This is a genomic window from Nostoc sp. CCY 9925, from assembly GCF_963920935.1.
Classification (GTDB): domain Bacteria; phylum Cyanobacteriota; class Cyanobacteriia; order Cyanobacteriales; family Nostocaceae; genus Nostoc.
Map to the genome: position 1 here is coordinate 19,287 of NZ_CAWUDO010000038.1, position 21,786 is coordinate 41,072.

Below are 21,786 nucleotides of genomic sequence, written 5' to 3' on the forward strand. Positions count from 1 at the left end.
GGCGTAGAGCCTATTCTAATTCTGAATTCTGCTGTAAATAAAAACCCCTACATTATTAGTGTAGGGGCTTTATTTTATACACAAACCCTTAAGAATCTTTTCCACCTTCGCGGCTAGCAGTTTGGATGTACAGAATTAGTAAAAACACAGAGGGCACAAGTACGAACAAAATGCTCGCTACGAACCCCAGGTCATTAACTTGCATGGCAAGAAAGCCTCTCTTAAATTTCCAATCAACAACATTAGGATATCATCATCGATGACAGAGTTGGCTCAAATTTTTTACTTGCATAAATGCTAGCCATCCATAATTTCAAAAAACTTAAGGCTTTGTGACCACACTGACAGGCCCATTCACCAAAGTTTGACAAGCAAGACGGTAATTTTCGGGCTTTTTCTTTAATTTCCGATTCTCTACATCTGTACGGGGGGAAAGATTCTGTTGTCCTTCCACTATCTCGACAATGCAAGTGCCACACTGACCGTAGCCACCGCAATTCGTCATCTTGCCAATCAATGTATATATATCAATGTTATTTTGGATTGCTTTGAGCCGGAGATTTGCACCATCGGCTGCCACTACTTCTTTATTTTCTTTAACAAATTTGATATTACCCATAGTTGATTCCTCCTTGACTGTAAGCTTGGCTTTCAAGGCTTCATATTGACATGGCTTGACTCATGTCTTATTTATTATAATAATTCATTACAAAATATTAATAAATGTTAATTTAACAAACATAATCCCACAAAAATAGGACAGGCATAGTACCTGTCCTAATCAGAAAATTGAAAAATAAATTAACTTACCTAAACCCCACAGCTGCTTGCCAAACGAAAGCAAGCAACAAGAAGAATACGGGGATAACTGGGAGAACATCCACTAAAGGATCAAAGATTTGGTAAGCTTCAGGCAGTTTTGCTAATAAAAGTGCTGCTTCCATGTTTGTTTAAATCCACCTATCCAACACAGCGTTAATAATTGAGAAATATCTTAACATGCTTTGGTCATTGGTCATTGGTCATTGGTCATTTGTCATTTGTGAAAAACGTTTAGGTAGGGAAAGGGGAAGAACTTTGTTTAATTCCTTTTCCCTGTCTTTTTTTACCCTTCCCCTTGGTAAAGTATGTCCCCACTCTCATCTTTTTCAAGCCAATGACCAAACTCTGCGGTAAAACGATCGCTTAATATTGCTTCTCTAATATGCTGCGTAAAGCGAATTAGTTCAGTAATGTTGTGAATGCTTAACAAGGTGTAAGCTAAAATTTCTTGCGATCGCACTAAATGAGATACGTAAGCACGGCTGAAATTTTGACAAGTGTAGCAAGGACAAGTTTCATCTATAGGCGCAAAATCTTCACGAAACTTAGCATTTTTCAAATTCCAGCGTTCGCCTTGGACTATTGCCGTCCCGTGTCTAGCCCAGCGCGTGGGAATTACGCAATCAAATAAATCTACACCAGAAGCAATGGCGATCGCCATTTCTCGATAAGTACCCACACCCATCAAGTAACGCGGCTTTTCGGGGGGTAGAAGTGGTGCTGTGACTTTTACAATCTCAGCCATTAATTCTGGTGGTTCTCCCACACTCACGCCACCAATGGCATATCCCGGCAAATCCAACTTAGCCAAAGCTTCGGCCGCACGGCAACGCAAATCTAAATACACGCCTCCCTGCACAATCCCAAATAACGCTTGCTCACTGCGTTGATGAGCTGTTATACAGCGTTCTAACCAGCGGTAAGTGCGCTCAGTGGCAGTTTCTACCTCTTGGCGAGTTGCCGGGTAAGGCGGACATTCATCAAACGCCATGATTACATCTGCCCCTAAAGTATTTTGAATCTCAATAGAGCGTTCTGGTGTTAAATTAATAATTTGTCCATCATGGGGCGAGCGGAAAGTTACACCTTCTTCAGTAATTTTTCGCATCTCACTTAAACTGAAGACCTGAAACCCACCGGAATCTGTGAGCATTGGTCCATTCCAACCCATAAATTTGTGCAACCCACCACCTCCAGCGACGATCGCTTCCCCTGGTTGTAGGTGAAGATGATAAGTATTCGATAAGATCATTTGTGCCCCAGTATCTCGTAGTTGAGATGGGGTAATAGTTTTAACATTAGCTAGCGTCCCCACTGGCATAAATCTTGGGGTTTCTACAGGGCCGTGAGGGGTAAAAAATACTCCTGCTCTAGCTTTTGTCTGACTACAGCAAGCAAGGCATTGAAATGAAAAATTGGCACTCATACCACTTTGAATTTTTAAAGATGCGCTTATATAACTTACGCAAAACTACATGATGTAGGGACAATTCATGAATTGCCCCTACATCAATAAAGCGCAGCCTTAGATAAAATTTATATAACAATTGCTATTTAGAAAGAATCAGAACAATCATCGTCAATTTCTGCATCCCATCTAGCTGAAAGTACTTGCTCCATCATCGCTTCTATGGCGCTGACATTGAAGCTTCGTTCCCGTCGCTCTTGCAGAGGGGTTGACCGAGGAATCAACCTGAGACACACTCCTTCTTGCATCAAATCAAAGAAGGTTTCTTGTTCCGACGACTGTTTGAGTTCTAAATAGTCAAAACTACAAACATTCAAATATAGGGCGTGGTTAGCCACTAAGGTAGACCTTTGTGGATTGGCAAAAACTTCCATCACATCCCCTTCACCCTCGCTCAGTACCTTATCTTCTTGGGTGTAGATGTAGTGGACTCGACCTAAATCTGTCAGCAATCGCCGGATGTCGAGCTTATTCACGATGACGCCCGCGTTCACAATGCACGGAGCTGGTATCCTGGTGTCGGGTAGATGGTGACTCATAGGGAAATAGCGATTGAGCTACGGAGGGTGAGAACATAAGCTAAACACTCATATTGAATAGCTTAATTTACTCCCTATATTTAAAAAAATATCAATTTTGTGGGGCAATCGTCTATTGACAAGCGTCTACTTCTTAGATAGCAATAGACTTTTTTCAGTCGTTGATTACCTTTCCACTATTGGCATTTTACCATGCTGAGGCTTTCTTAAAATCTGCGTTAGGCTGCACATCCAATCTAAAGGTAGATGTGGAATTTTGCACCTATCACCTGAGTCGATAATCTTGAGTAAGTTTTTAGTTAACGAATACAAAACACAAATTTTGCTCCTTGATGGAATTGTAATGTTTTGAATCAATTTACTGTATAAAATGCTACTGTAAAGCGGTGAATTGCCACTGAGAACAGCATAACAAAATTTTCAGGGATAATCTCTAATGGAAGTAAATCTTATCTAAAGCTTTAAAGTCTCTAGATGTCATTTCTACTGAAACTCAGACTGTTATTTAGCAATTAACAATGTAACTCAAATGATGAAACAGCAACAATGGTGGAAAAACCTGCTGTTCAATCTGGCAGCGAGTATTATATTTTACACAGTTATTCCCCTGCCGTATTTGAATGGGTTAGACTTTCGGGGAGTGGCGCGTCATGCCTCAACTGTAGGGTTGATAATTGGGGGAATTTTAGGGTTACTGGATATAGTGATGAATTACATTGGTATACCAGTGCTAACTCGTAGTGCTTTGGTTGTCAGTCTTTGGATTGCCATAACTGGAGGATTGCATCTAGATGGGGCAATGGATACTGCCGATGGCTTAGCAGTGGGCGACCCTAATCGGCGATTAGAGGTGATGGTGGATAGTGCCACAGGTGCCTTTGGGGCAATGGCAGCGATCGCCTTAGTAATATTAAAGATCACAGCCTTAACGGACATGCCAGAAAACCGCTGGCTGGTATTGATGGCCGCTTGTGGTTGGGGACGTTGGGGACAGCAAGTAGCCATCGCTCGATATCCTTACCTAAAACCGACTGGCAAAGGTGCTTTTCACAAACAAGCCATTCGTTCTGACAAAGATTTATTACCCGGATTGTTGTTGCTGTTGAGTTTGAGTGGTTTAGTGTGGCTGATGGATAAACAGCAGCTATTTTTAGCAATAGGAATGATAGTTGCTGGAAGTGCGATCGCAACTTTCACAGCCGCCTGGTTCAACCACAAATTAGGCGGACACACAGGAGACACCTATGGCGCAGTCGTTGAGTGGACTGAAGCCTTATTCTTGTGTGTATTGACTGCTTTTTAGGGAGTGGGGACTGGGGACTAGGAAAAACTTTTCCCAATGCCCAATGCCCAATGCCCACTTTACTTAATCGGTTGCAATTTTGTCACCTTGAGTTTAAAAGCCCCAACCCCAGTTTCTCCGAAAGACCGGACGCGGATAACATAAGTCCCTGTTTCTACGATGCGAGTAAATAGTAGAGAATTGCTACTACCATCAGGACCGTCATCATTTTCTGCTAAAGTTGAACCATCAGGTGACAGCAGTGTGATAATGCTGTCAAAGCTTTCAGAGGACAGATCAACTGCTAAATTATCGCCCTTCTCTAGCTTGACTGTGTAATCGCGGGCAAACCCACCTTGACCTGTGGGAATGTCTTTATCTGAAAGGCTATCAGAAAATTCAGTACTGTTAGATAAAGGAATAGGACTATACAACTTATTTTGAGCAGAAGCTGTACCTGTACTTGTAACTATTGCCAGCAACGTCGCAGGAATGATGATCGATTGTTTTAAACCCACCGCAAAAGCTTTATTCATACATTTCAAGCAATTTTTCCGCAAAATTAGGGTAAATTGGTCAACTCATACACTTTTGTGTCCAAAGTTGCCCATTAATTCTGGATTGATTCGTCTTTGACGGTAGTGGCTACTGCTACTAATCCTAAGACCACAATTCCATACTCACGAAGTGTTTGCACAGCAGCTCTGGCAGTAGCACCAGTAGTATAAATGTCGTCCACTAACAGCACTGGGAGATTTGGAGGACTATTGCGAAATTCTTGCCCAACAGCAAAAGCTTCAGCCAAGTTTTGTTCTCGCCTAGATGCCGATAAACCAAATTGCGCTTCAGTTTGTCGGACTCTTGTTAATCCATTTAGTTTCAATTTTAATCCAGTTATTCCGCAGAAGCTTTGTGCTATTAATGCAGCTTGATTGTATTTACGTTGCCTTTGCTTGCTAGCGTGGAGTGGAATGGGAACTACCACAGTCTGGCTATCTCGCTTCGGTGAATTCAACAACCAAGATTCTCCTAACCATTGACCTAAAGGACGAGCTATTTGGGGTTGATTTTCGTATTTCATCACCGCGATCGCCCTTTTGACTATACCCCCATACTCGCCCCAGCTAAACACTGGTAGTGGTTCTTGCCATAGAGAAATTGAGTTTTGACGTTGACATTTTTGCAATTGTCTAGTGCAGTTGTGACAGATTTCTTGGGAAGTCGAGCGTTGGCACAGTGGGCAATGGGATTGGAGAAAAAGATTAAGTAAGCTTGTGAGATTTTGAGTCCAAGTGTGCATTTAGAATTTTCCTTTTGTCATTAGTCATTAGTCATTAATCCAATGCCCTATGCCCCATGCCCTATGCCCCATGCCCTATGCCCAATGACTTAACATAGACACGATCGCAGCGTTTTGTTTCTATTCCTGTTGCTGATTTATAGCCGTTGCTTTCATATAGCTTGACTGCTTCTACTAAAACGCTGACAGTTTCAATCCAAATTTGTTCAAAACCACGTTCTGCGATCGCTGCTTCTAGCTGTTGTAACAAATATTTCCCCAATCCTAAACCCCTAATGCTGGGCAAAAGATACATTTTGCGGATTTCTACAGCTTTTTCGCCACGTTTGATGGGGTAGTATGCCCCAGTTCCTACTAACTGGCTTTGGTGTTCAATTACCCAAAACTCTCCCCCAGTAGCTAAATAAAATTCCTCTACTTGCAGCACATCTCGGTCAGCACCGTTTGGTTCCCAACCCAAACCGTATTCTGATAATACATAATTGATAACTTGGGCAGCTCTGGTGCGATCGCTTTGCACCCAATCACGAATTAAAAAGTCTTGATAATATTTTTTCATACCATTTGCTGGTAAAGTTTACACAGAAAATTTTTCTGGCTCTATATCCCAATTTACTCAGCAAATAGCTTTTGTGGCAGAGTCTAGTTCTGGCAGTTCTAATTTTTCTAGTTATTTCATGTGTTTCTCTGGACACTTAGAGTTTTTGTGCATGATTTTTATCACTTGACATCGGCAATACTAAAGATTTCTCAAAAACTTCGCCACCCCTTGCCAAATTGAAGTTGACTTGCTATTGTTCCTACCACCCTGGCTCAAATCCGACAAAGTAGGAAATGATGCAGATTTAGCATAAACTCCATTTCGCAAAACTTTCGCTAGGGCATTGTTATTTTCTCGCAACCCTTCATAAAAGAAGAATACCTCACCTTGAATGCCAACTTGGCGATTGTATTCAATTGCCTGTACCAAGTATTCTGGACTCATACAATAACTGCCAAGCTTCATCAAAATTCCTGGCGCTAACTTGGGCAAGGTTGCACCAGTGAACTGTTGAGTTACCAGTTGATCAGCGATCGCCTGATAACTCTTAAAGTCACGGCGATAAATTTGCGGGTGAATCAGATCGACTATTCCCCGGTTCAGCCATGTGGGCGAGTCTTGCAGATATTCCTGAAAAGCCCAATCATAAATATTAGGTGCGATCGCTACTAATAAATTAGGATTTACTGCTTTGACTTGGTGATATAAATGCGCCCAAAAATCAGTGAGAATATCTGCACGCCACTGTAGCCATTGCCTATCCTGAGGATTTGGCGGCGGGTTGCCATCGAATTGCTGGCGATAGCGTGTTAAAGTAACTCCATCGTAGCCACCTTCACAGGGAAATGCTGGCAAGCGATCGTCCCCTTGGATACCATCAACATCATAATTTTTGACAACTTCTAACACTAAGTTCAATAAGAATTCCTGAACTTCTGGGTCGAGGGCATTCAACCACTCAAAGCCGTTTTTCTTGAGTAAATTACCATTGCGATCGCGCCCAGCCCATTCTGGTTTTTTCTGCAAGAGAATACCGCCATTCAAATTGTAAGAACTGGCAAAACCATATTCAAACCAAGGAATAACTTTTAACCCAACTCGCCGCGCTTCTACTACCACTTCTTCTAAAGGGTCGCGTCCTACAGACATGGGGTCAATTTCAACCCCAAAATTCTGTTGCATGGTTTGACTAGGATACAAAGTTACTGCTTGATTCCAAACAACAGGAAACACAACATTAAATCCTGTCTGGGCAAGAAAATCCATTGCCTGGGCAATGCCTTCCTTTGACCTGAGAACTTTACTATCAGTCGTGGTCAGCCAGATACCACGCGTTTCGATTATTGCCATTTTCAGAAACTCAAATTTTCTGCACTCCACCCTCTAAACATTGACTAGCCGACGATACCGCGCCTGCATTATTGTATAAATCCCATAGGCAACCAAACCTAGTGCCACAATACCCAACAGCCATGCTCCATTAGGCTGTTGCGCTAGCGTCTGCAATGCTTCATCCAAACCTCCTGCGGCTGAGGCGTTCGACTGCCTTGCAGCTTCGATGAGAAACCAACCAATAATACAAAATACTACACCTCGTGCCGCTAAACCAAATCTAGAAATTCTCATCAGCCATTTGGCTTCTGTGTTACTTAACTCAGTTAAATTGAGTTCTTTACGAAACTTGCCACTAAAAGCTTGATAAAACTGATAGAAGCCTAAAGCAATTATCAAGACGCCTACAGTTCCAACTAACCATTGACCAAAGGGTTGAGAAAGCAAACGTGCCGTCCAATCTTCAGTAGAATCGCTACTATTTTTACCGCTGCCTGTACCCATAGCGATTTGCACAGCACTTAAGGCTAAACTTGCATAAATCAGACCATTAAATGCGTAACCAATTCGCACTGCCAAACCTTTGGCATCGCTACCTTTATTTTCTGGGTCTTTAATTGCCTGTACAAAACGCCAGATAACATATCCAATCAGGCCAATTGCAACCAAAGTTAGCAAAAACTTACCAAATGGCTGGTTGACAATCGTTTGAAGAGCGCCTTGGGTATCAGTTGTTTTACCACCCGTGCCAAAAGCCGCTTGTGCTGCCAGCAGTCCAACTATACCGTAAACTACTCCCTTAGAAACATAGCCAAATCGTCCCAGTCGCTCAACCCACAATGAGCGATGGTGTATTAACTGTTGTGTCATGGTAGTTGGGGAAAATTATGTCTATGTTTTAGCAATCTATACCCACAATTGACATCTACCTCAGGGTAAATTGTTTAACAGCTTTACTAAAAATTACTATTATCTACTATCTTTTAATAGATGTTAGGCTACTCAAAATAATATTAAAATTAGTATTATTATCTCGTAATTTATAAGGGTCGAATTGCATTAGTTATGTCTGTAAGAGAAAGTTCTGGGAAACACGAATATATTACTACCAATGGGGTAAAACTACACTACGTTACCCAAGGTGAAGGTCCCTTGATGTTAATGTTGCATGGGTTTCCTGAATTTTGGTACTCTTGGCGGCATCAAATACCAGAATTTGCCCAAGATTTTAAAGTGGTCGCTATTGACTTGCGTGGTTATAACGATAGTGATAAGCCAACAGATAAATCAGCTTATGTCATGGATGAATTTATCAAAGATATTGAGGGAGTAATTAAAGGATTAGGATACGAAAAATGTGTTTTAGTTGGACATGATTGGGGAGGAGCGATCGCTTGGAATTTTGCCTATGCTCATCCCGAAATGATAGAGCGATTAATTATTCTTAACTTGCCTCATCCTGCCAAATTTGCCCAAGGCTTACGCACTCCTCAACAATTATTACGTAGTTATTACATATTTATTTTTCAACTCCCGTGGATACCAGAATTACTTTTACAATCTTCAAATTACCAAGCAATCGAAACAGCTTTTAAAGGCACAGCAGTTAATAAAAATGCCTTTACGCAAGCGGATATTAAAGCGTATAAAAATGCTGCTGCAAAACCCGGTGCGCTCACAGCAATGTTGAACTATTACCGCAACGTTTTTTCCCAGAGAATCCTAAATCCAAATCGGGGAATTCTGGAAGTGCCAACGCTGATGATTTGGGGAGAAAATGACACTGCACTCGGCAAGGAACTAACCTATGACACCACAGCCTATGTTAGAGACTTTCAAATCAAGTACATCCCCAATTGTGGCCATTGGGTGCAACAAGAACAGCCAGAATTGGTGAATCAGTATATGGCAGAATTTCTCAGGACTTAGGCTAACAGTCAATAGTTAATCTTGGAAGTATAAATACTTATTAATACAGTGAGACTCTGCTGATTTGTGTAAGCTTTTCAAAAGATTTAACACTAATTTAACGAAAGCGGATTATCAAGGTTTATTCCAGTAAAATAGGCAAAAATTAGAAGAAATCCCATTTTTTGTTTCTCTCTCATCTTTGCTTCTTTATCACAAGAAACTTGTCAGGTCAATCTGTAACCTGAAGAAGTTTGGTGAGATAATAGAACTGTGAGGTAAAGAACGGACGCAACTTGAATAATCAAGGGGGAAAATTATGAAACTCCAGCTATTAGCGGCCACAGCCTTAGCAACTCCCCTATTTTTCATTAGCTCGGTGAGAGCTGAGAATCCGCAGGACTTACAAAAGCTGCTTTCGACTGGGGAATGTATCCAGTGTGATTTATCGGGAGCTAACCTTAGTGGCGCTCATTTAATTGGTGCTGACTTAAGAGGAGCCAAGCTTCAAGGAGCCAACCTTGCAGAGGCGAACCTTGAAGGTGCGGACTTGACTGGTGCTAACTTGGCAGGTGCTAACTTAACATCAGCTTATGTCACCAATGTGAATATGAAGCAAGCCAATCTCAATGGGGTAAATTTCACTCGCGCTACGATTCATGATTCTAATGTGTATAAAGCATCAATGAACGATCTCAATCTCACTGATGCCGAAATATTTAACACTGGAATCGGTATTGGTGGAGAAGATGCCGAGATTCCCGATTGGGACTAGGCTAAACTCAATAGGCAGGTTCAAATAAACACAACATAAGTTTTAGCGGATTTTTAATCAAAAAAACTAGTGTTTGCAAGCACTTTCCCTAAACCTGCACTACAACAAAAATATTAAGGTAAATAAAACCCTCTGCCTTGTAGTTACTTCACAATGATAAAGGTAGGGGGTTTTTTTTATTTGTAAAAGATTTACAATTAGTAATTATTGTTTAATAACTGTCTTAAATGTTTTAACTTATTTTAATTAACTGTCTTAACTGTCTTAACTGTCTTAACTGTCTTCAATTTTTGATTTAAGTATCTGCTTAACTGTCTTAAGTGTCTTAACTGTCTGATTATTTTTCCATTAATTACTCAACTGCTAACTTAACTGCTTTAGTCTACGTATTGCTTTTTTTCTTGAACTATGAAAAATTATGAGAACAGAATAAATACCTGAAAATTCATTTGCTAGCATCGGAAATAAATAATGACTTAAATAGCTCTTTGAACTGGTTGCGGCAATAGCATAACGTTAACAATAGCAAAGCGTCAAAACGAGTGTCAGAGTTTGTCACTATCTCATTAAAGTGGTGCTTAGCCCCTTGTATATGCTGTGTCTTTCGGTATAGGAACTTCAAATAAAACGTACATAGCTCGTTATTTGGATTTAGGAGCATCCTGTTTCTTGCCTTAACACAAGCGATCGCAAATATAGCAAATCTGGGAATGTGGCTCGGTTGGTGAAGATAGTCACCAACTGCAAGGATGCTCAGCTCGCCCACGAAATTAAAGACAGCAAAAAGACCTCAGAGGAGGTTACGCACAGATCATGCAACCCTTTGAACTGCCAGATTTTTACGTGCCTTGGCTTGCGCGTACTTTCGCTTCCTCACTCATGAAATTTGCAATGCGGCGAATGTTCACAATACGAGGGTGCTATGGACGCGACGATCTCCATATTTGACCAAAACAGACCTCCGGAGCATAGCGCTCATGGAGAGGTGCCCCATCATCTTGCGATCATCCTTGACGGGAACCGTCGCTGGGCACGTGCTCAAAAACTTGCAGACGTCAGCGAAGGACATCGCATCGGTTTCGATAAGATTCCCGATGTTCTATCCTGGTGTGAGGATTTGGGAATCCGAGTCGTGACGCTGTGGATGCTGTCCACAGACAATGTCAGGAACCGTCCGAGTAAGGAGCTTGCAGCTCTATACGAGATTGACGAGAATGTGGTGCGACGCCTGGTCGATGGCAAGCGCTTCAAGCTAAACCCTATCGGATCGCTGAAACTCTTGCCGGACAGGCTGGCAACGGTGCTGCGAGATGCTGCACAGAAGACACGCGACGTATCGGGGATGCTGGTTAATCTGGCGATCGCCTATGGCGGACGAGAGGATCTCCTGGAGGCGATCCAATCCGTGATTGCTGATGTTGTTGCCTCAGGCGACATCGAGATCACAGAAGAGCTTTTGACCGCGCGTCTGTCTACAGCAGGCCAGCCCAATCCCGATCTGATCATTCGTACATCCGGAGAGTGCCGAACTTCAGGGTTTATGCTGTGGCAGGCGGCGCTCTCTGAGTTGTATTTCTGCGACTGCCATTGGCCTGACTTCACCAGAACCCATCTCCTGCAAGCCGTCCAAGCCTACAGCGTGCGCGATCGGCGTTTCGGCTGTTAACTGGGCTACGTGAATCATAATTTCTATGCAAGCGAGGAGCCAAGTGAACAAATTCACCATAAATCCTACGGGACTGGGCACTTCAGCCGTCCGGCTCGTTGAAGCGCTCAAGAGCAACCGTGGGCAAGCCGCAGCCGATTCCACACCCGATGCCGTGACCTGCCCCCCGACGCCGCTTCAAACAGGATCTGTAACCGCGCCGATGGCGCTCACCACCTTTCTCGGTCCGAACACGTCCGTCTGCCAGCCACCGTTTGAATCGAAAGCAGGGGTTACCATCCCCTCACTGTACTGCCCAGATCCAATTCGCATTGACGAGGATCTGGCGAACGATGTCAATGAAAGGCTGGTGGCCTGGGTCGAGCAAATTGGGATCTACGCTGGACAACTCGACTACGTTCGGGCTTGTAACTACGGCCGCTACGCCATGCTCATTCATCCCGACACAAATGACCCCGATCGGCTCCTGCTGGCCGCGCAGTGTATGGCTGCTGAGTTTGCTGTGGACGACCATTACTGCGATGACGAACGTACCGGCTCTGACCCCACCATTATCGCCCGCCGCCTCGCCCTCACCCAATCCGCGCTAGACCCAGTTTATATTCTTGACCCGGAGTACGACGCTCAATTCCAGGCAGCAATGAAGTCCGACCCGGTTCGCGTCGGCCTGACTGCCTATATCAACCGCGTTGCTGAGTATGGTACGCCTGAGCAGGTCGATCGAGTCCGCCTCGGCACCGTCACCATGTTTATTCCGATGAATTGGGAGGCGGCCTGGCGGATGACAGGCGGTCTGCCTCCTGTGTGGGAATACTTAGCCGTTCGCCAAGCCAACAGCTTCGGACCGTGCCTGACGCTAGTTGATATCATCGGCGGCTACGAAGTGCCGGGCGAGCTCTACTCCATTCCCGCAGTCCGCCGAGCCACCATGATTGCCGGTACCGCAACCATTATTCTCAATGACCTTTACTCGATGGCTAAGGAGACTCAGCCAGGTATCGGTGACGGCGGACTGCCCGCCATTATCGCCGGCGAAAGTGGCTGCTCGTTGCAGGAGGGAACGGACCGCACTGCGAAGATCCACAATGACTTGGTGCGCGAATTCGAGACCGCGCAGCGGCAGATTATGTCCAAAGTCCCTTCGATGGAGCTTTGGCGGTATCTGGCGGGTCTGCACGCGTGGATGGGCGGTAGCCGCGAATGGCACAGCAAGAGCGCACGCTACCAGGTCTAACTGAACTGTCGATTCTATACGACGATTTTGACTTGAACCCAAGGCACTAGATGTGCAGAGTACTGAGGTGGTATATGACCGGCGATCGCCATCACGAGTTTCAATTTCGTAATAGTTCAACTGTTGGGTTTGGCAAACCCACTGGGCTGGACACCTCAGCTACGTGGGTCGAGTTCTTATCCAGTCCAGGAAGGTTGGGTTTGTAATCCAGTTAATCAGATCGGTTTTTTGTTGTTAATCAGTAAGGATATTTTATGACCACTTTTGCGAATCTACCCAATTCAGAAATTGAGATTCTGCACCAGCAAATGAGCTTGAGTACAGAAGCTGCACGTAAGCTAGCAACAACCACCAAAACCCAACCCCAGATGCAAGGCATCAGCTCGCGGTGGCTGTTAAAATTGCTGCCTTGGATAGAAACAGTGGGTGGTGCCTATCGGGTCAACCGCCGCTTAACCTATACGGTTGGAGATGGACGGGTCAGCTTTACTAATATTGGCGCCCAGATACAGGTCATTCCTCAAGAACTCACTGAGTTACCCTTATTGCAGGGATTTGAAGATGTCGGGGTCTTAAACGCCTTGGCTGGTCAATTTGTGCAACGAGAATATGCTCCGGGAGATGTCATCATCCAAGAAGGTCAAGAGGCCAACCAAGTATTGCTGATTGCTCATGGTAAGGTAAATAAAATTGGCCCGGGCAAGTATGACGATCGAGTTGTTTTAGCTGTATTAGCCGATGGCGACCATTTTGGCGACTACGCTTTAGTGGAATCCCAGGATACTTGGGATGTCACCCTTGTTGCCATTACTCGTTGCACCATCTTGTCATTGCCTGAAGCAGCCTTTCAAAACCTGGTTAACCAGTCTGAGGCCTTACAAACGCAGGTGGATCGATTCAGAGAAAAATTGCGCCAACCGCAAAACCAATATGGAGAGGCCTCCATCGATATTACCTCAGGCCACCTTCCAGAGGCACTATTACCTGGGACTTTCGCAGATTATGAAACCAATCCAAGAGAATATGAGTTAAGCGTCGCTCAAACCATTCTGCAAATCAATACACGGGTTGCTGACCTCTACAACGAACCCATGAATCAGACAGAGGAACAATTAAGGTTGACTGTCGAAGAATTACGGGAACGCCAAGAACACGAAATGATTAACAATCGTGACTTTGGACTGTTACACAATGCCGATCTCAAACAACGCATCTTTACCCGCAACGGTCCGCCAACTCCCGACGATCTTGATGAATTGCTCTCCATCGTTTGGAAAGAACCGAGCTTTTTCTTGGCTCATCCCCGCACCATTGCTGCTTTTGGTCGGGAATGCAACCGTCTTGGACTCTATCCCGATCCTATCCCTATGGGTAACAGTGCAATTCCGTCTTGGCGTGGTATTCCCATCTATCCTTGCAATAAGATTCCCGTAACAAGACAGCGTACTAGCTCAATCATGTTAATGCGTGTGGGAGCAGCCAACCAGGGTGTCATTGGTCTTCACAAAACTGCCATTCCTGATGAATATCAACCTAGTTTATCTGTGCGCTTCATGGGTATCAACGAAAAGGCCGTTATTTCCTACTTGGTTAGTGTTTACTACTCCCTTGCTGTCCTCGTTCCTGACGCACTAGGCATCCTTGAAGATGTCGAAATTGGTCTTTAAGTACAGTTGATCGTCAAAAGGGTACGGAAATCTTAACTGTAGTAGGTTGGGGAGCCACTTGCATGGGCGGGTTTCCCGACTTGAGCAAAGTGGCGTTTGAATGTGATGAAACCCAACAGAGGCGAGAATGTTGGGTTACCCTCCGGGAAGCCGCCTTTGGCGTCTACGTTCTTCAACCTAACCTACTACAACAAATCAAATTACAATTGCTCGTCCCTATCTATTAGTCAGCACGCGGCTCATCCCCCCGCTACCGCTAACAGCACTGATTTTTGTAAATTTAGTCACATGAAACCTTAACTTTATGACAGGTGTTTCGATTAGGCCAGATTTATACCAAGAAAACGGCCGACCCCAGATGAGCTTAAGCACGGAAGGGGCGCGGAATTTAGCCGAAACCACGAAAACTCCGCCCCAGATGCAGGGCATTACCCCCAGGTGGTTGTTACAAATGTTGCCTTGGGTAGAAGTCACGGGTGGGGCCTATCGGGTTAACCGTCGCTTGACTTATAGTGTCGGCGATGGACGGGTTAGCTTTACCAATACAGGGGCCCAGGTGCGGGTCATTCCTCAAACACTTTGTGAACTACCTTTACTGCGTGGATTTGAGGATATTGAGGTACTCAACGCCTTGGCAGACCGGTTTGTGCAACAAGAATTTGCTGCTGGTGAGGCGATCGTACAGGAAGGTCAACCAGCTGACCGGGTGTTATTAATTGCTCATGGTAAAGTTAATAAGCTGAACGCGGGCAAATTTGAGGCGGAAGCTTTACAGGATATCTTCGCTGACGGCGCTCATTTTGGCGATCGCGCTATAGTTCTATCTGAGGATACTTGGGATGTTACCCTCAGAGCCGCTACGCGCTGCATAGTTTTGTCTTTGCCAGTACAAGCGTTTCGGGAGTTGCTCAACCAGTCGGAAGCCTTGCAAACTCAGGTCGATCGCTTTAGAGCTATATTGAGCAAACCCCAGGATAGGCATAATCAGTCAGAGATCGCCATGAGTGCCGGTCACAGTCAGGAAACTGAGTTACCCAGGACATTTGTTGATTACGACTTGAGTCCACGGGAGTATGAGTTAAGCGTCGCTCAAACCATTTTACGGGTGAATACGCGAGTTGCTGACCTCTACAACGAACCGATGAACCAGACGGAGGAACAATTACGGCTGACTATTGAAGCCTTGCGGGAACGGCAAGAATACGAAATGCTGAATAATCGTGATTTCGGGTTGTTGCACAATGCCGATCTCAAGCAACGGATCTTTACCCGCACCGGCCCACCTACTCCAGATGATTTTGATGAATTACTCTGTCGGCGGCGCAAATCCCGTTTTTTCTTGGCTCACCCTCGGGCGATCGCTGCTTTTGGTCGGGAGTGTAACCGTCGTGGAGTTGATTCCCCAAGCAGGGAGGTCAATGGAAAGATTGTACCTGCATGGCGCAACTATCCGATTTTTCCTTGTAACAAAATTCCGATCGCCAAGGACGGTACTACCTCTATTTTGATATTCCGTATTGGACAAGAAGACCAAGGGGTGGTAGGTCTACACAAAACGGGCATCCCTGATGAATACCAACCGAGTTTGTCTGTACGGTTTATGGGTATCAATGATAAGGGGATCATTTCCTACTCAGTGAGTGCTTACTACTCCACAGCCGTACTTATCCCTGACGCACTCGGCATTCTCGAAAATGTAGAAGTCGGGCACTGAGGCAAGGGGTCAGACATCCAGGGCAAACGCATGTGTGACTCGTTCCTAAGCCAATACATAACTTAGCCTGAGAATGCCAAGGAACAGAACCTTATCTAAATGGGAGGTGCGCGGGATAATACCCGCCATCGACCTAACTGACAAACAATGGGCAATTCTAATATATTAAAAATCAGGAAAAGCCGTCCTAGAAGGACAGCGCTTGTATCCCATTATTTCCGGTCAAAAATAAGGTATTGTCAAAAAATTGACAACACCCTCAGATAAACAAGCTAATTTTTTCTAGTAACGTACAAGTTTAGGTTAATGCCTGAGCTGCTGCTGCTGAAAGAAACTCATTTGCTGCTTGCTTCAACAATTCGGCTTTATCGGTCTGTTCCCAAGGCAAATCTAAATCACTCCGCCCAAAGTGACCGTAAGCCGCGACGTCCTGATAAAAACGTCCGCCTCGTTCACTTGGTAAGTTGCGTAACTTGAAGGTATGGATAATGCCCGCTGGGCGCAGTTCAAAGTGTTGCTTGATTAATTCCAGCAAGGTTTCTTCATCTACTTTGCCAGTGCCAAAGGTATCCACTAAGATACTGGTTGGTCGTGCTACGCCAATAGCATAAGAAAGTTGGATTTCAACTTTTTCTGCCAACCCAGCAGCAACAATATTCTTTGCCACATAGCGAGCAGCATAAGCAGCAGAACGGTCTACCTTAGTGGGGTCTTTCCCAGAGAAAGCGCCGCCGCCATGTCGTGAATATCCACCGTAGGTATCAACGATTATTTTCCGTCCTGTCAGACCAGAGTCTCCTTGAGGGCCACCGACAACAAATTTGCCTGTGGGATTGACTAAAAAGCGTGTTTCCTCATTTGGCTTAACGTCAATGTCGCCAAAAACAGGTTCAACTACAGCTGACCAAAGGTCTTGTTTAATTTTGGCTTGTACCGCCGCTTCATCTGTAATTTCCCCAATATTGGCTGTATGCTGGGTGGAAATCAAGATTGTATCAATTCCGACAGCACGTCCATTTTCGTAAACTACAGTTACTTGGGTTTTGCCGTCAGGACGCAAGTATGACAATTCACCTGTTTTGCGAACTGCTGCCAATCGGCGAGCAATGCGGTGAGCCAGACTGATGGGCAAGGGCATCAATTCTGGTGTTTCGTTGCTGGCAAAACCGAACATTATACCTTGATCGCCAGCACCAATTTTGTCGAATTGTTCATCACTATCTTGCTGGCGGGTTTCTTGGGCGGTGTTGACGCCTTGGGCAATATCAGGTGATTGTTCGTCTAAAGCTAGCAAAACGCTGGTGCTGTTGGCAGAAAAGCCATTATCAGCATTGGTGTAGCCAATTTCGGCAATTTTCTTGCGGGCGAGATTGACGAAATTCACATTGGCTTTGGTGGTGATTTCACCTGTGATTAGCACCAAACCAGTATTAACTACTACTTCAGCAGCAACACGGCTACTGGGGTCTTGTGTCAGTAGGGCATCAAGGATGGTATCAGAAATCTGATCGCAGATTTTATCTGGATGACCTTCAGTAACTGACTCGGAGGTAAATAAATATCGACGAGACAAAGGTAATTCCTCCTTCGAGAGTATTTTCGCTGACCAAATGTGGGTATTTAGTCCAGCTACCTAATTTATGAAATCATAACAATATTTATACTGGAGTCGTTAGTGTCTTTTGAAGATCGATAAAAACTACTAACTAGAAGTGAGGAAGATACAATTTACGCTAATTATTTCTACGCAAAATGTTTTGAAGAATACAAAAAAAGCGGGGCATTCCGAAAAGTGCCCCTGCAAGCTTTGACACAAACACTGCCGCTTTAAACCTGAACTGCTAACTTTGCTTCGGTAGCTGTCAACCGCTCATAGGCAGCACGCATTTTTAAACCTGTAAGCACTTGGAAAAAACCTGTTCCATTATTGGAACCTGGATATTCACGGTGCTGGAGTAACAAGTGAGTCAACTCACCTTGATATTTGGTTGATGTATTGCTGAGATGGGTTTCGATGTAAATGACTTCTTCTAGATTGTCAAATTGACCGTCCACTTCTAATACTGAGACGTAGCGACCATAGTAAACATCTGAACCGTAGTACAGTTGCATACCAGGGTAGGAACAGGTCAGTTTGCGTCCGCAGGGAGTCCAATTAATTGTCGATCCTTCATCAAATAGGTAGGTTGGGTCAAAGCCTTCCTTACCTTCACGCTGAAGCATACGTACCCGTAAGACTCGACGCTCAGTATCGTTTTTGATCAAGTTTGTGGGCAATACCTGGAGAACCACATCAGCAAATTCTCTTTGTGGTTCGATAAACTTTTCAAAGTCAGGTTTGCGAGAATTTATTTGCGCTAAAACATCTTCGTAGCGATGACCGCGTTCAGCCATATCTCGCTGGATTTTCCAGGCAATTTTGACTTCATCACTAATATCGAAATAAACGCTGAAGTCGATTAGCGATCGCACCCGTTCATCATATAAAGGATGCAGCCCTTCAACTACTATAATGTGATTTGGCTCCACCCGCTCTGGTGGATCGATCAAGCCGGTTTCGTGGTTATAAATCGGCTTATCAATCGCTTGACCACTTTTGAGCGCTTTAATTTGCTCATACATCAGGTCAAAGTTGTTTGCCCTGGGGTCTAGTGCTGTTATCCCTGTTTCTTTGCGCTGTTTGCGATCTAAGGAGTGATAGTCATCCAAGCAGATGACTGTCATTAAATCTTCACCAAACAAATCTATCAAACGACGCAAAAACGTAGATTTACCGCAACCAGAGTCTCCGGCTACTCCAATCAGTACCACGCGTTCCGGCTTACTTGTCATAAATCTCCTCTAAATACTAAAGTTGTGTCAATAATTTTTCACACAGCAGATTTTGAAGCCAGGAGTTTACCCCTTTGGTTTATCCTGCGTTCTTGCTACCCAGCACTGCTATAAGACATCAATAAGTAGACAACAAATTCAAAACTCATAAGTTGCTACTCATCAGACTAGCCTGAATCTTTAAGTGCCGGTAAGTATTTAATCCTAGTGGTATATTTGATTTTAACAGAAGGGGGTATCCCATACAAGATTTGATGTCAAGAAGAATTAGTTTGGTTGACTAATCATTTTGATGATTCAGCTGTTAATTTTCCAGGAGGGATCGACAATACCTGTAAGTGTTGCGCTGCTCTGTTGCCTGCTAATTGTGACTTTATGGGATGGAGTTGTAATGGTATGATTGATTTCTTTGGCAAACTTTTTGACCTTGGCAAATTTTCTCGCCCCTGAAGGCTCAAGATATTTAAGACCAAAATCTATCCAACGAATGACTCCCTAAGTTGCATGAGTAAAATTCTTGGGTGTAAATTTATGGATATGCTCAAATAGGAGTGTCGGTGTTGTCAACATTCAACGATTCCGTTGACAAAAATAGTAAAATTTGACCAGATATCCAACCATGCGATCGCTTTTAACCACTGAGTGAAAATACTGCTACTACAAGTTTCTTGTATTCAACATCTGCAAGAGTCAAGTACAGGTAAAACAGTAAATAAATTTGCTAATAGCGAGAAAATTACGAAGGATGCAGTAAGCAGATGCTTTGGCTCAATAAACAGAGTGATTAGCAGTAATTCTATTCAGCTTGAGACTGGGAAGTAAAATTACAAACTGTAATAGCAAGCTCCTGATGGAGGTTGACAGATTTTTCACATCAAGTAAAACTGATTATAGTTGCTTAAATCACGGTTCTCTCTGGCGTTATGTTCCTAGCTCAAGTTTTACTAGTCATGTAGTTAGACATGACCAAGTAATAAATATAGCTAAGAATGTTTCGTGAGAGTAGTAGATTTCGCCAAGTAAGACCAAGGATAAGATGCTTTCAAGTGCATCGATTGATACGCCTTGTGCTATCTTGTGCAGCATGATGTATTTGTAGACAAAAGTTAGCAAAAAAGTATCGGTGGTAGTTAACGAAGAAAAGATTAAATTGATTCATTATTAACATTCTCCAAAAGACTTATCCTTTACCTTAGAAGGTGAACAGGTGTGTTTTTTACTATGCCTGCATGTCTTCGGTGAGTGTACTTAGCAAGGCATCGATTAATGATGCCGTTTTTCCAGAAGGCCAGTTTTGTGAAACGAAAATCCGGTAAACTAAAGCTGGCATGGGATGGGAATAGTTTTTTTGAAAAACGGTTAAGTAAATATCGGAGTGGTAGAACGAATGTACAATCAAGGTGCTGTTGAGGGTGCTGCCAACACACAATTAGGTAGCCGCGTCTTCCTCTATGAAGTGGTAGGTCTGCGTCAGAGTGAAGAAACCGATCAAACGAACTACCCGATTCGTAAAAGTGGCAGTGTGTTCATCAGAGTGCCTTACAACCGCATGAATCAAGAAATGCGACGTATCACTCGTCTGGGCGGCACTATTGTTAGCATCCAGCCCGTAGATGCTTTAGGGCAAGTTAATGGTAAAGCCACACCTGTGAATAGTAACACTGAAGTTAAAGCTGAAGAACAGCTCAAGAACAAGGACAAGAAAGGCAACACCATGACTCAAGCGAAAGCCAAAAAAGACCACGGTGACGTTCCTGTTAACACTTACCGTCCCAATGCTCCGTTTATTGGCAAGGTAATATCTAATGAGCCGTTAGTCAAAGAAGGCGGAATTGGTATTGTTCAGCACATCAAGTTTGACCTGTCTGGTAGTAATTTGAAGTACATAGAAGGTCAAAGTATTGGTATTATTCCACCAGGATTGGACAAAAACGGCAAGCCCGAAAAGCTCAGACTTTATTCCATTGCCTCAACTCGTCATGGCGATGATGTGGATGATAAGACGGTATCACTGTGTGTCCGCCAGTTGGAGTACAAGCACCCAGAAACTGGCGAAACAGTCTACGGTGTTTGCTCTACCCACTTGTGTTTTCTCAAACCTGGGGAAGATGTGAAAATTACAGGGCCAGTGGGTAAGGAAATGTTGTTACCCGACGATCCCGATGCCAATGTAATCATGATGGCAACCGGAACAGGGATTGCGCCGATGAGGGCTTATCTGTGGCGTCAGTTTAAAGATGCGGAAAGAGCAGCTAATCCAGAATACCAATTTAAGGGCTTTTCTTGGCTAATATTTGGCGTGCCAACAACTCCAAACCTCTTATATAAGGAAGAACTGGAAGAAATTCAACAAAAATATCCTGATAACTTCCGCCTCACTCCTGCCATCAGCCGCGAACAGAAAAATCCCCAAGGCGGTAGAATGTATATCCAAGACCGCGTAGCGGAACACGCAGATGAATTGTGGCAATTGATTAAAAATGAAAAAACCCACACATACATCTGCGGTTTGCGAGGTATGGAAGAAGGTATTGATGCAGCCTTAACTGCTGCTGCTGCTAAGGAAGGTGTCACCTGGAGTGATTACCAGAAGCAACTCAAGAAAGCTGGTCGCTGGCACGTAGAAACCTACTAAGTTAGTCATTAGTCACTAGTCATTGGTCATTAGTTATTCAAAAAACAAAGGACAAATGACTAACGACTAAG

At 44.0% G+C, this 21,786-nt stretch carries 21 protein-coding genes; 9 read left to right on the forward strand and 12 right to left on the reverse strand.

Annotated elements, in window-relative coordinates; translation table 11 throughout:
* Positions 1-88 precede the first annotated feature (88 nt).
* The 5 genes from psbM to ACM0OY_RS19655 form a co-directional block, all read right to left on the reverse strand.
* Entirely contained in the window at positions 89-205 is a 117-nt protein-coding gene (psbM, locus tag ACM0OY_RS19635) for a photosystem II reaction center protein PsbM (protein WP_096540882.1), read from the reverse strand.
* Between the two features lie 117 nt (positions 206-322).
* Positions 323-619 (reverse strand): 2Fe-2S iron-sulfur cluster-binding protein, encoded by a 297-nt coding sequence (locus ACM0OY_RS19640; protein ID WP_099071961.1) that lies wholly within the window; start codon positions 617-619, stop codon positions 323-325.
* 187 nt (positions 620-806) lie between these two features.
* Positions 807-944 carry a photosystem II reaction center protein K gene (locus tag ACM0OY_RS19645; protein ID WP_006195022.1) on the reverse strand — a complete coding sequence of 46 codons (138 nt, stop codon included), beginning with the start codon at positions 942-944 and terminating at the stop codon, positions 807-809.
* Positions 945-1,105: 161 nt separating this feature from the next.
* Complete coding sequence (gene tgt, locus ACM0OY_RS19650; RefSeq protein WP_414570530.1) at positions 1,106-2,248, reverse strand: tRNA guanosine(34) transglycosylase Tgt; 1,143 nt, start codon at positions 2,246-2,248, stop codon at positions 1,106-1,108.
* A 128-nt stretch (positions 2,249-2,376) separates the two neighbouring features.
* Positions 2,377-2,829, reverse strand: a complete 453-nt coding sequence (locus tag ACM0OY_RS19655) for a hypothetical protein (protein ID WP_414570531.1) — start codon at positions 2,827-2,829, stop codon at positions 2,377-2,379.
* A gap of 529 nt (positions 2,830-3,358) precedes the next feature.
* Between ACM0OY_RS19655 and cobS the strand changes: the two genes are divergently transcribed.
* Complete coding sequence (gene cobS / locus ACM0OY_RS19660) at positions 3,359-4,132, forward strand: adenosylcobinamide-GDP ribazoletransferase (protein ID WP_414570532.1); 774 nt, start codon at positions 3,359-3,361, stop codon at positions 4,130-4,132.
* 59 nt (positions 4,133-4,191) lie between these two features.
* Here the strand turns inward: cobS and ACM0OY_RS19665 are convergent, their stop codons facing one another.
* The 5 genes from ACM0OY_RS19665 to ACM0OY_RS19685 all read right to left on the reverse strand — a co-directional run bounded on the left by ACM0OY_RS19665 (position 4,192) and on the right by ACM0OY_RS19685 (position 8,154).
* Positions 4,192-4,647, reverse strand: a complete 456-nt coding sequence (locus tag ACM0OY_RS19665) for a pre-peptidase C-terminal domain-containing protein (RefSeq protein ID WP_414570533.1) — start codon at positions 4,645-4,647, stop codon at positions 4,192-4,194.
* Positions 4,648-4,721: 74 nt separating this feature from the next.
* Positions 4,722-5,411, reverse strand: a complete 690-nt coding sequence (locus ACM0OY_RS19670; protein ID WP_414570535.1) for a ComF family protein — start codon at positions 5,409-5,411, stop codon at positions 4,722-4,724.
* A gap of 61 nt (positions 5,412-5,472) precedes the next feature.
* Entirely contained in the window at positions 5,473-5,970 is a 498-nt protein-coding gene (locus ACM0OY_RS19675) for a GNAT family N-acetyltransferase (RefSeq protein WP_414570536.1), read from the reverse strand.
* Positions 5,971-6,150: 180 nt separating this feature from the next.
* Positions 6,151-7,302, reverse strand: a complete 1,152-nt coding sequence (locus ACM0OY_RS19680; protein ID WP_414570537.1) for a glycoside hydrolase family 10 protein — start codon at positions 7,300-7,302, stop codon at positions 6,151-6,153.
* A gap of 33 nt (positions 7,303-7,335) precedes the next feature.
* The gene (locus tag ACM0OY_RS19685; protein WP_414570538.1) at positions 7,336-8,154 is read right to left on the reverse strand and encodes a DUF1206 domain-containing protein; all 819 of its coding nucleotides are present in this window, start codon (positions 8,152-8,154) and stop codon (positions 7,336-7,338) included.
* Positions 8,155-8,349: 195 nt separating this feature from the next.
* Between ACM0OY_RS19685 and ACM0OY_RS19690 the strand changes: the two genes are divergently transcribed.
* The 7 genes from ACM0OY_RS19690 (at position 8,350) to ACM0OY_RS19720 (ending at position 16,248) form a co-directional block, all read left to right on the forward strand.
* Positions 8,350-9,213 carry an alpha/beta fold hydrolase gene (locus ACM0OY_RS19690; protein WP_414570539.1) on the forward strand — a complete coding sequence of 288 codons (864 nt, stop codon included), beginning with the start codon at positions 8,350-8,352 and terminating at the stop codon, positions 9,211-9,213.
* A gap of 298 nt (positions 9,214-9,511) precedes the next feature.
* Positions 9,512-9,967 carry a pentapeptide repeat-containing protein gene (locus ACM0OY_RS19695; protein WP_414570540.1) on the forward strand — a complete coding sequence of 152 codons (456 nt, stop codon included), beginning with the start codon at positions 9,512-9,514 and terminating at the stop codon, positions 9,965-9,967.
* Between the two features lie 922 nt (positions 9,968-10,889).
* Positions 10,890-11,633, forward strand: coding sequence for a polyprenyl diphosphate synthase (uppS, locus tag ACM0OY_RS19700; protein ID WP_414570541.1), 744 nt, complete (start codon positions 10,890-10,892; stop codon positions 11,631-11,633).
* 43 nt (positions 11,634-11,676) lie between these two features.
* Positions 11,677-12,867 (forward strand): family 2 encapsulin nanocompartment cargo protein terpene cyclase, encoded by a 1,191-nt coding sequence (locus ACM0OY_RS19705; protein WP_414570542.1) that lies wholly within the window; start codon positions 11,677-11,679, stop codon positions 12,865-12,867.
* Between the two features lie 254 nt (positions 12,868-13,121).
* A complete protein-coding gene (locus ACM0OY_RS19710) occupies positions 13,122-14,534 on the forward strand; it encodes a family 2B encapsulin nanocompartment shell protein (protein ID WP_414570543.1) in 1,413 nt (470 codons plus the stop codon).
* Between the two features lie 62 nt (positions 14,535-14,596).
* Positions 14,597-14,761, forward strand: coding sequence for a hypothetical protein (locus ACM0OY_RS19715; RefSeq protein WP_414570544.1), 165 nt, complete (start codon positions 14,597-14,599; stop codon positions 14,759-14,761).
* Positions 14,762-14,838: 77 nt separating this feature from the next.
* Complete coding sequence (locus tag ACM0OY_RS19720) at positions 14,839-16,248, forward strand: family 2B encapsulin nanocompartment shell protein (RefSeq protein WP_414570545.1); 1,410 nt, start codon at positions 14,839-14,841, stop codon at positions 16,246-16,248.
* 298 nt (positions 16,249-16,546) lie between these two features.
* Here the strand turns inward: ACM0OY_RS19720 and metK are convergent, their stop codons facing one another.
* Both metK and ACM0OY_RS19730 read right to left on the reverse strand, forming a co-directional pair.
* Positions 16,547-17,821, reverse strand: a complete 1,275-nt coding sequence (gene metK / locus ACM0OY_RS19725; RefSeq protein WP_414570546.1) for a methionine adenosyltransferase — start codon at positions 17,819-17,821, stop codon at positions 16,547-16,549.
* Positions 17,822-18,075: 254 nt separating this feature from the next.
* Entirely contained in the window at positions 18,076-19,080 is a 1,005-nt protein-coding gene (locus tag ACM0OY_RS19730; protein ID WP_181932234.1) for a phosphoribulokinase, read from the reverse strand.
* 1,387 nt (positions 19,081-20,467) lie between these two features.
* Here ACM0OY_RS19730 and petH point away from each other — a divergent pair.
* Positions 20,468-21,715, forward strand: a complete 1,248-nt coding sequence (gene petH / locus ACM0OY_RS19735) for a ferredoxin--NADP reductase (RefSeq protein ID WP_414570547.1) — start codon at positions 20,468-20,470, stop codon at positions 21,713-21,715.
* The last annotated feature ends 71 nt before the right edge of the window (positions 21,716-21,786 follow it).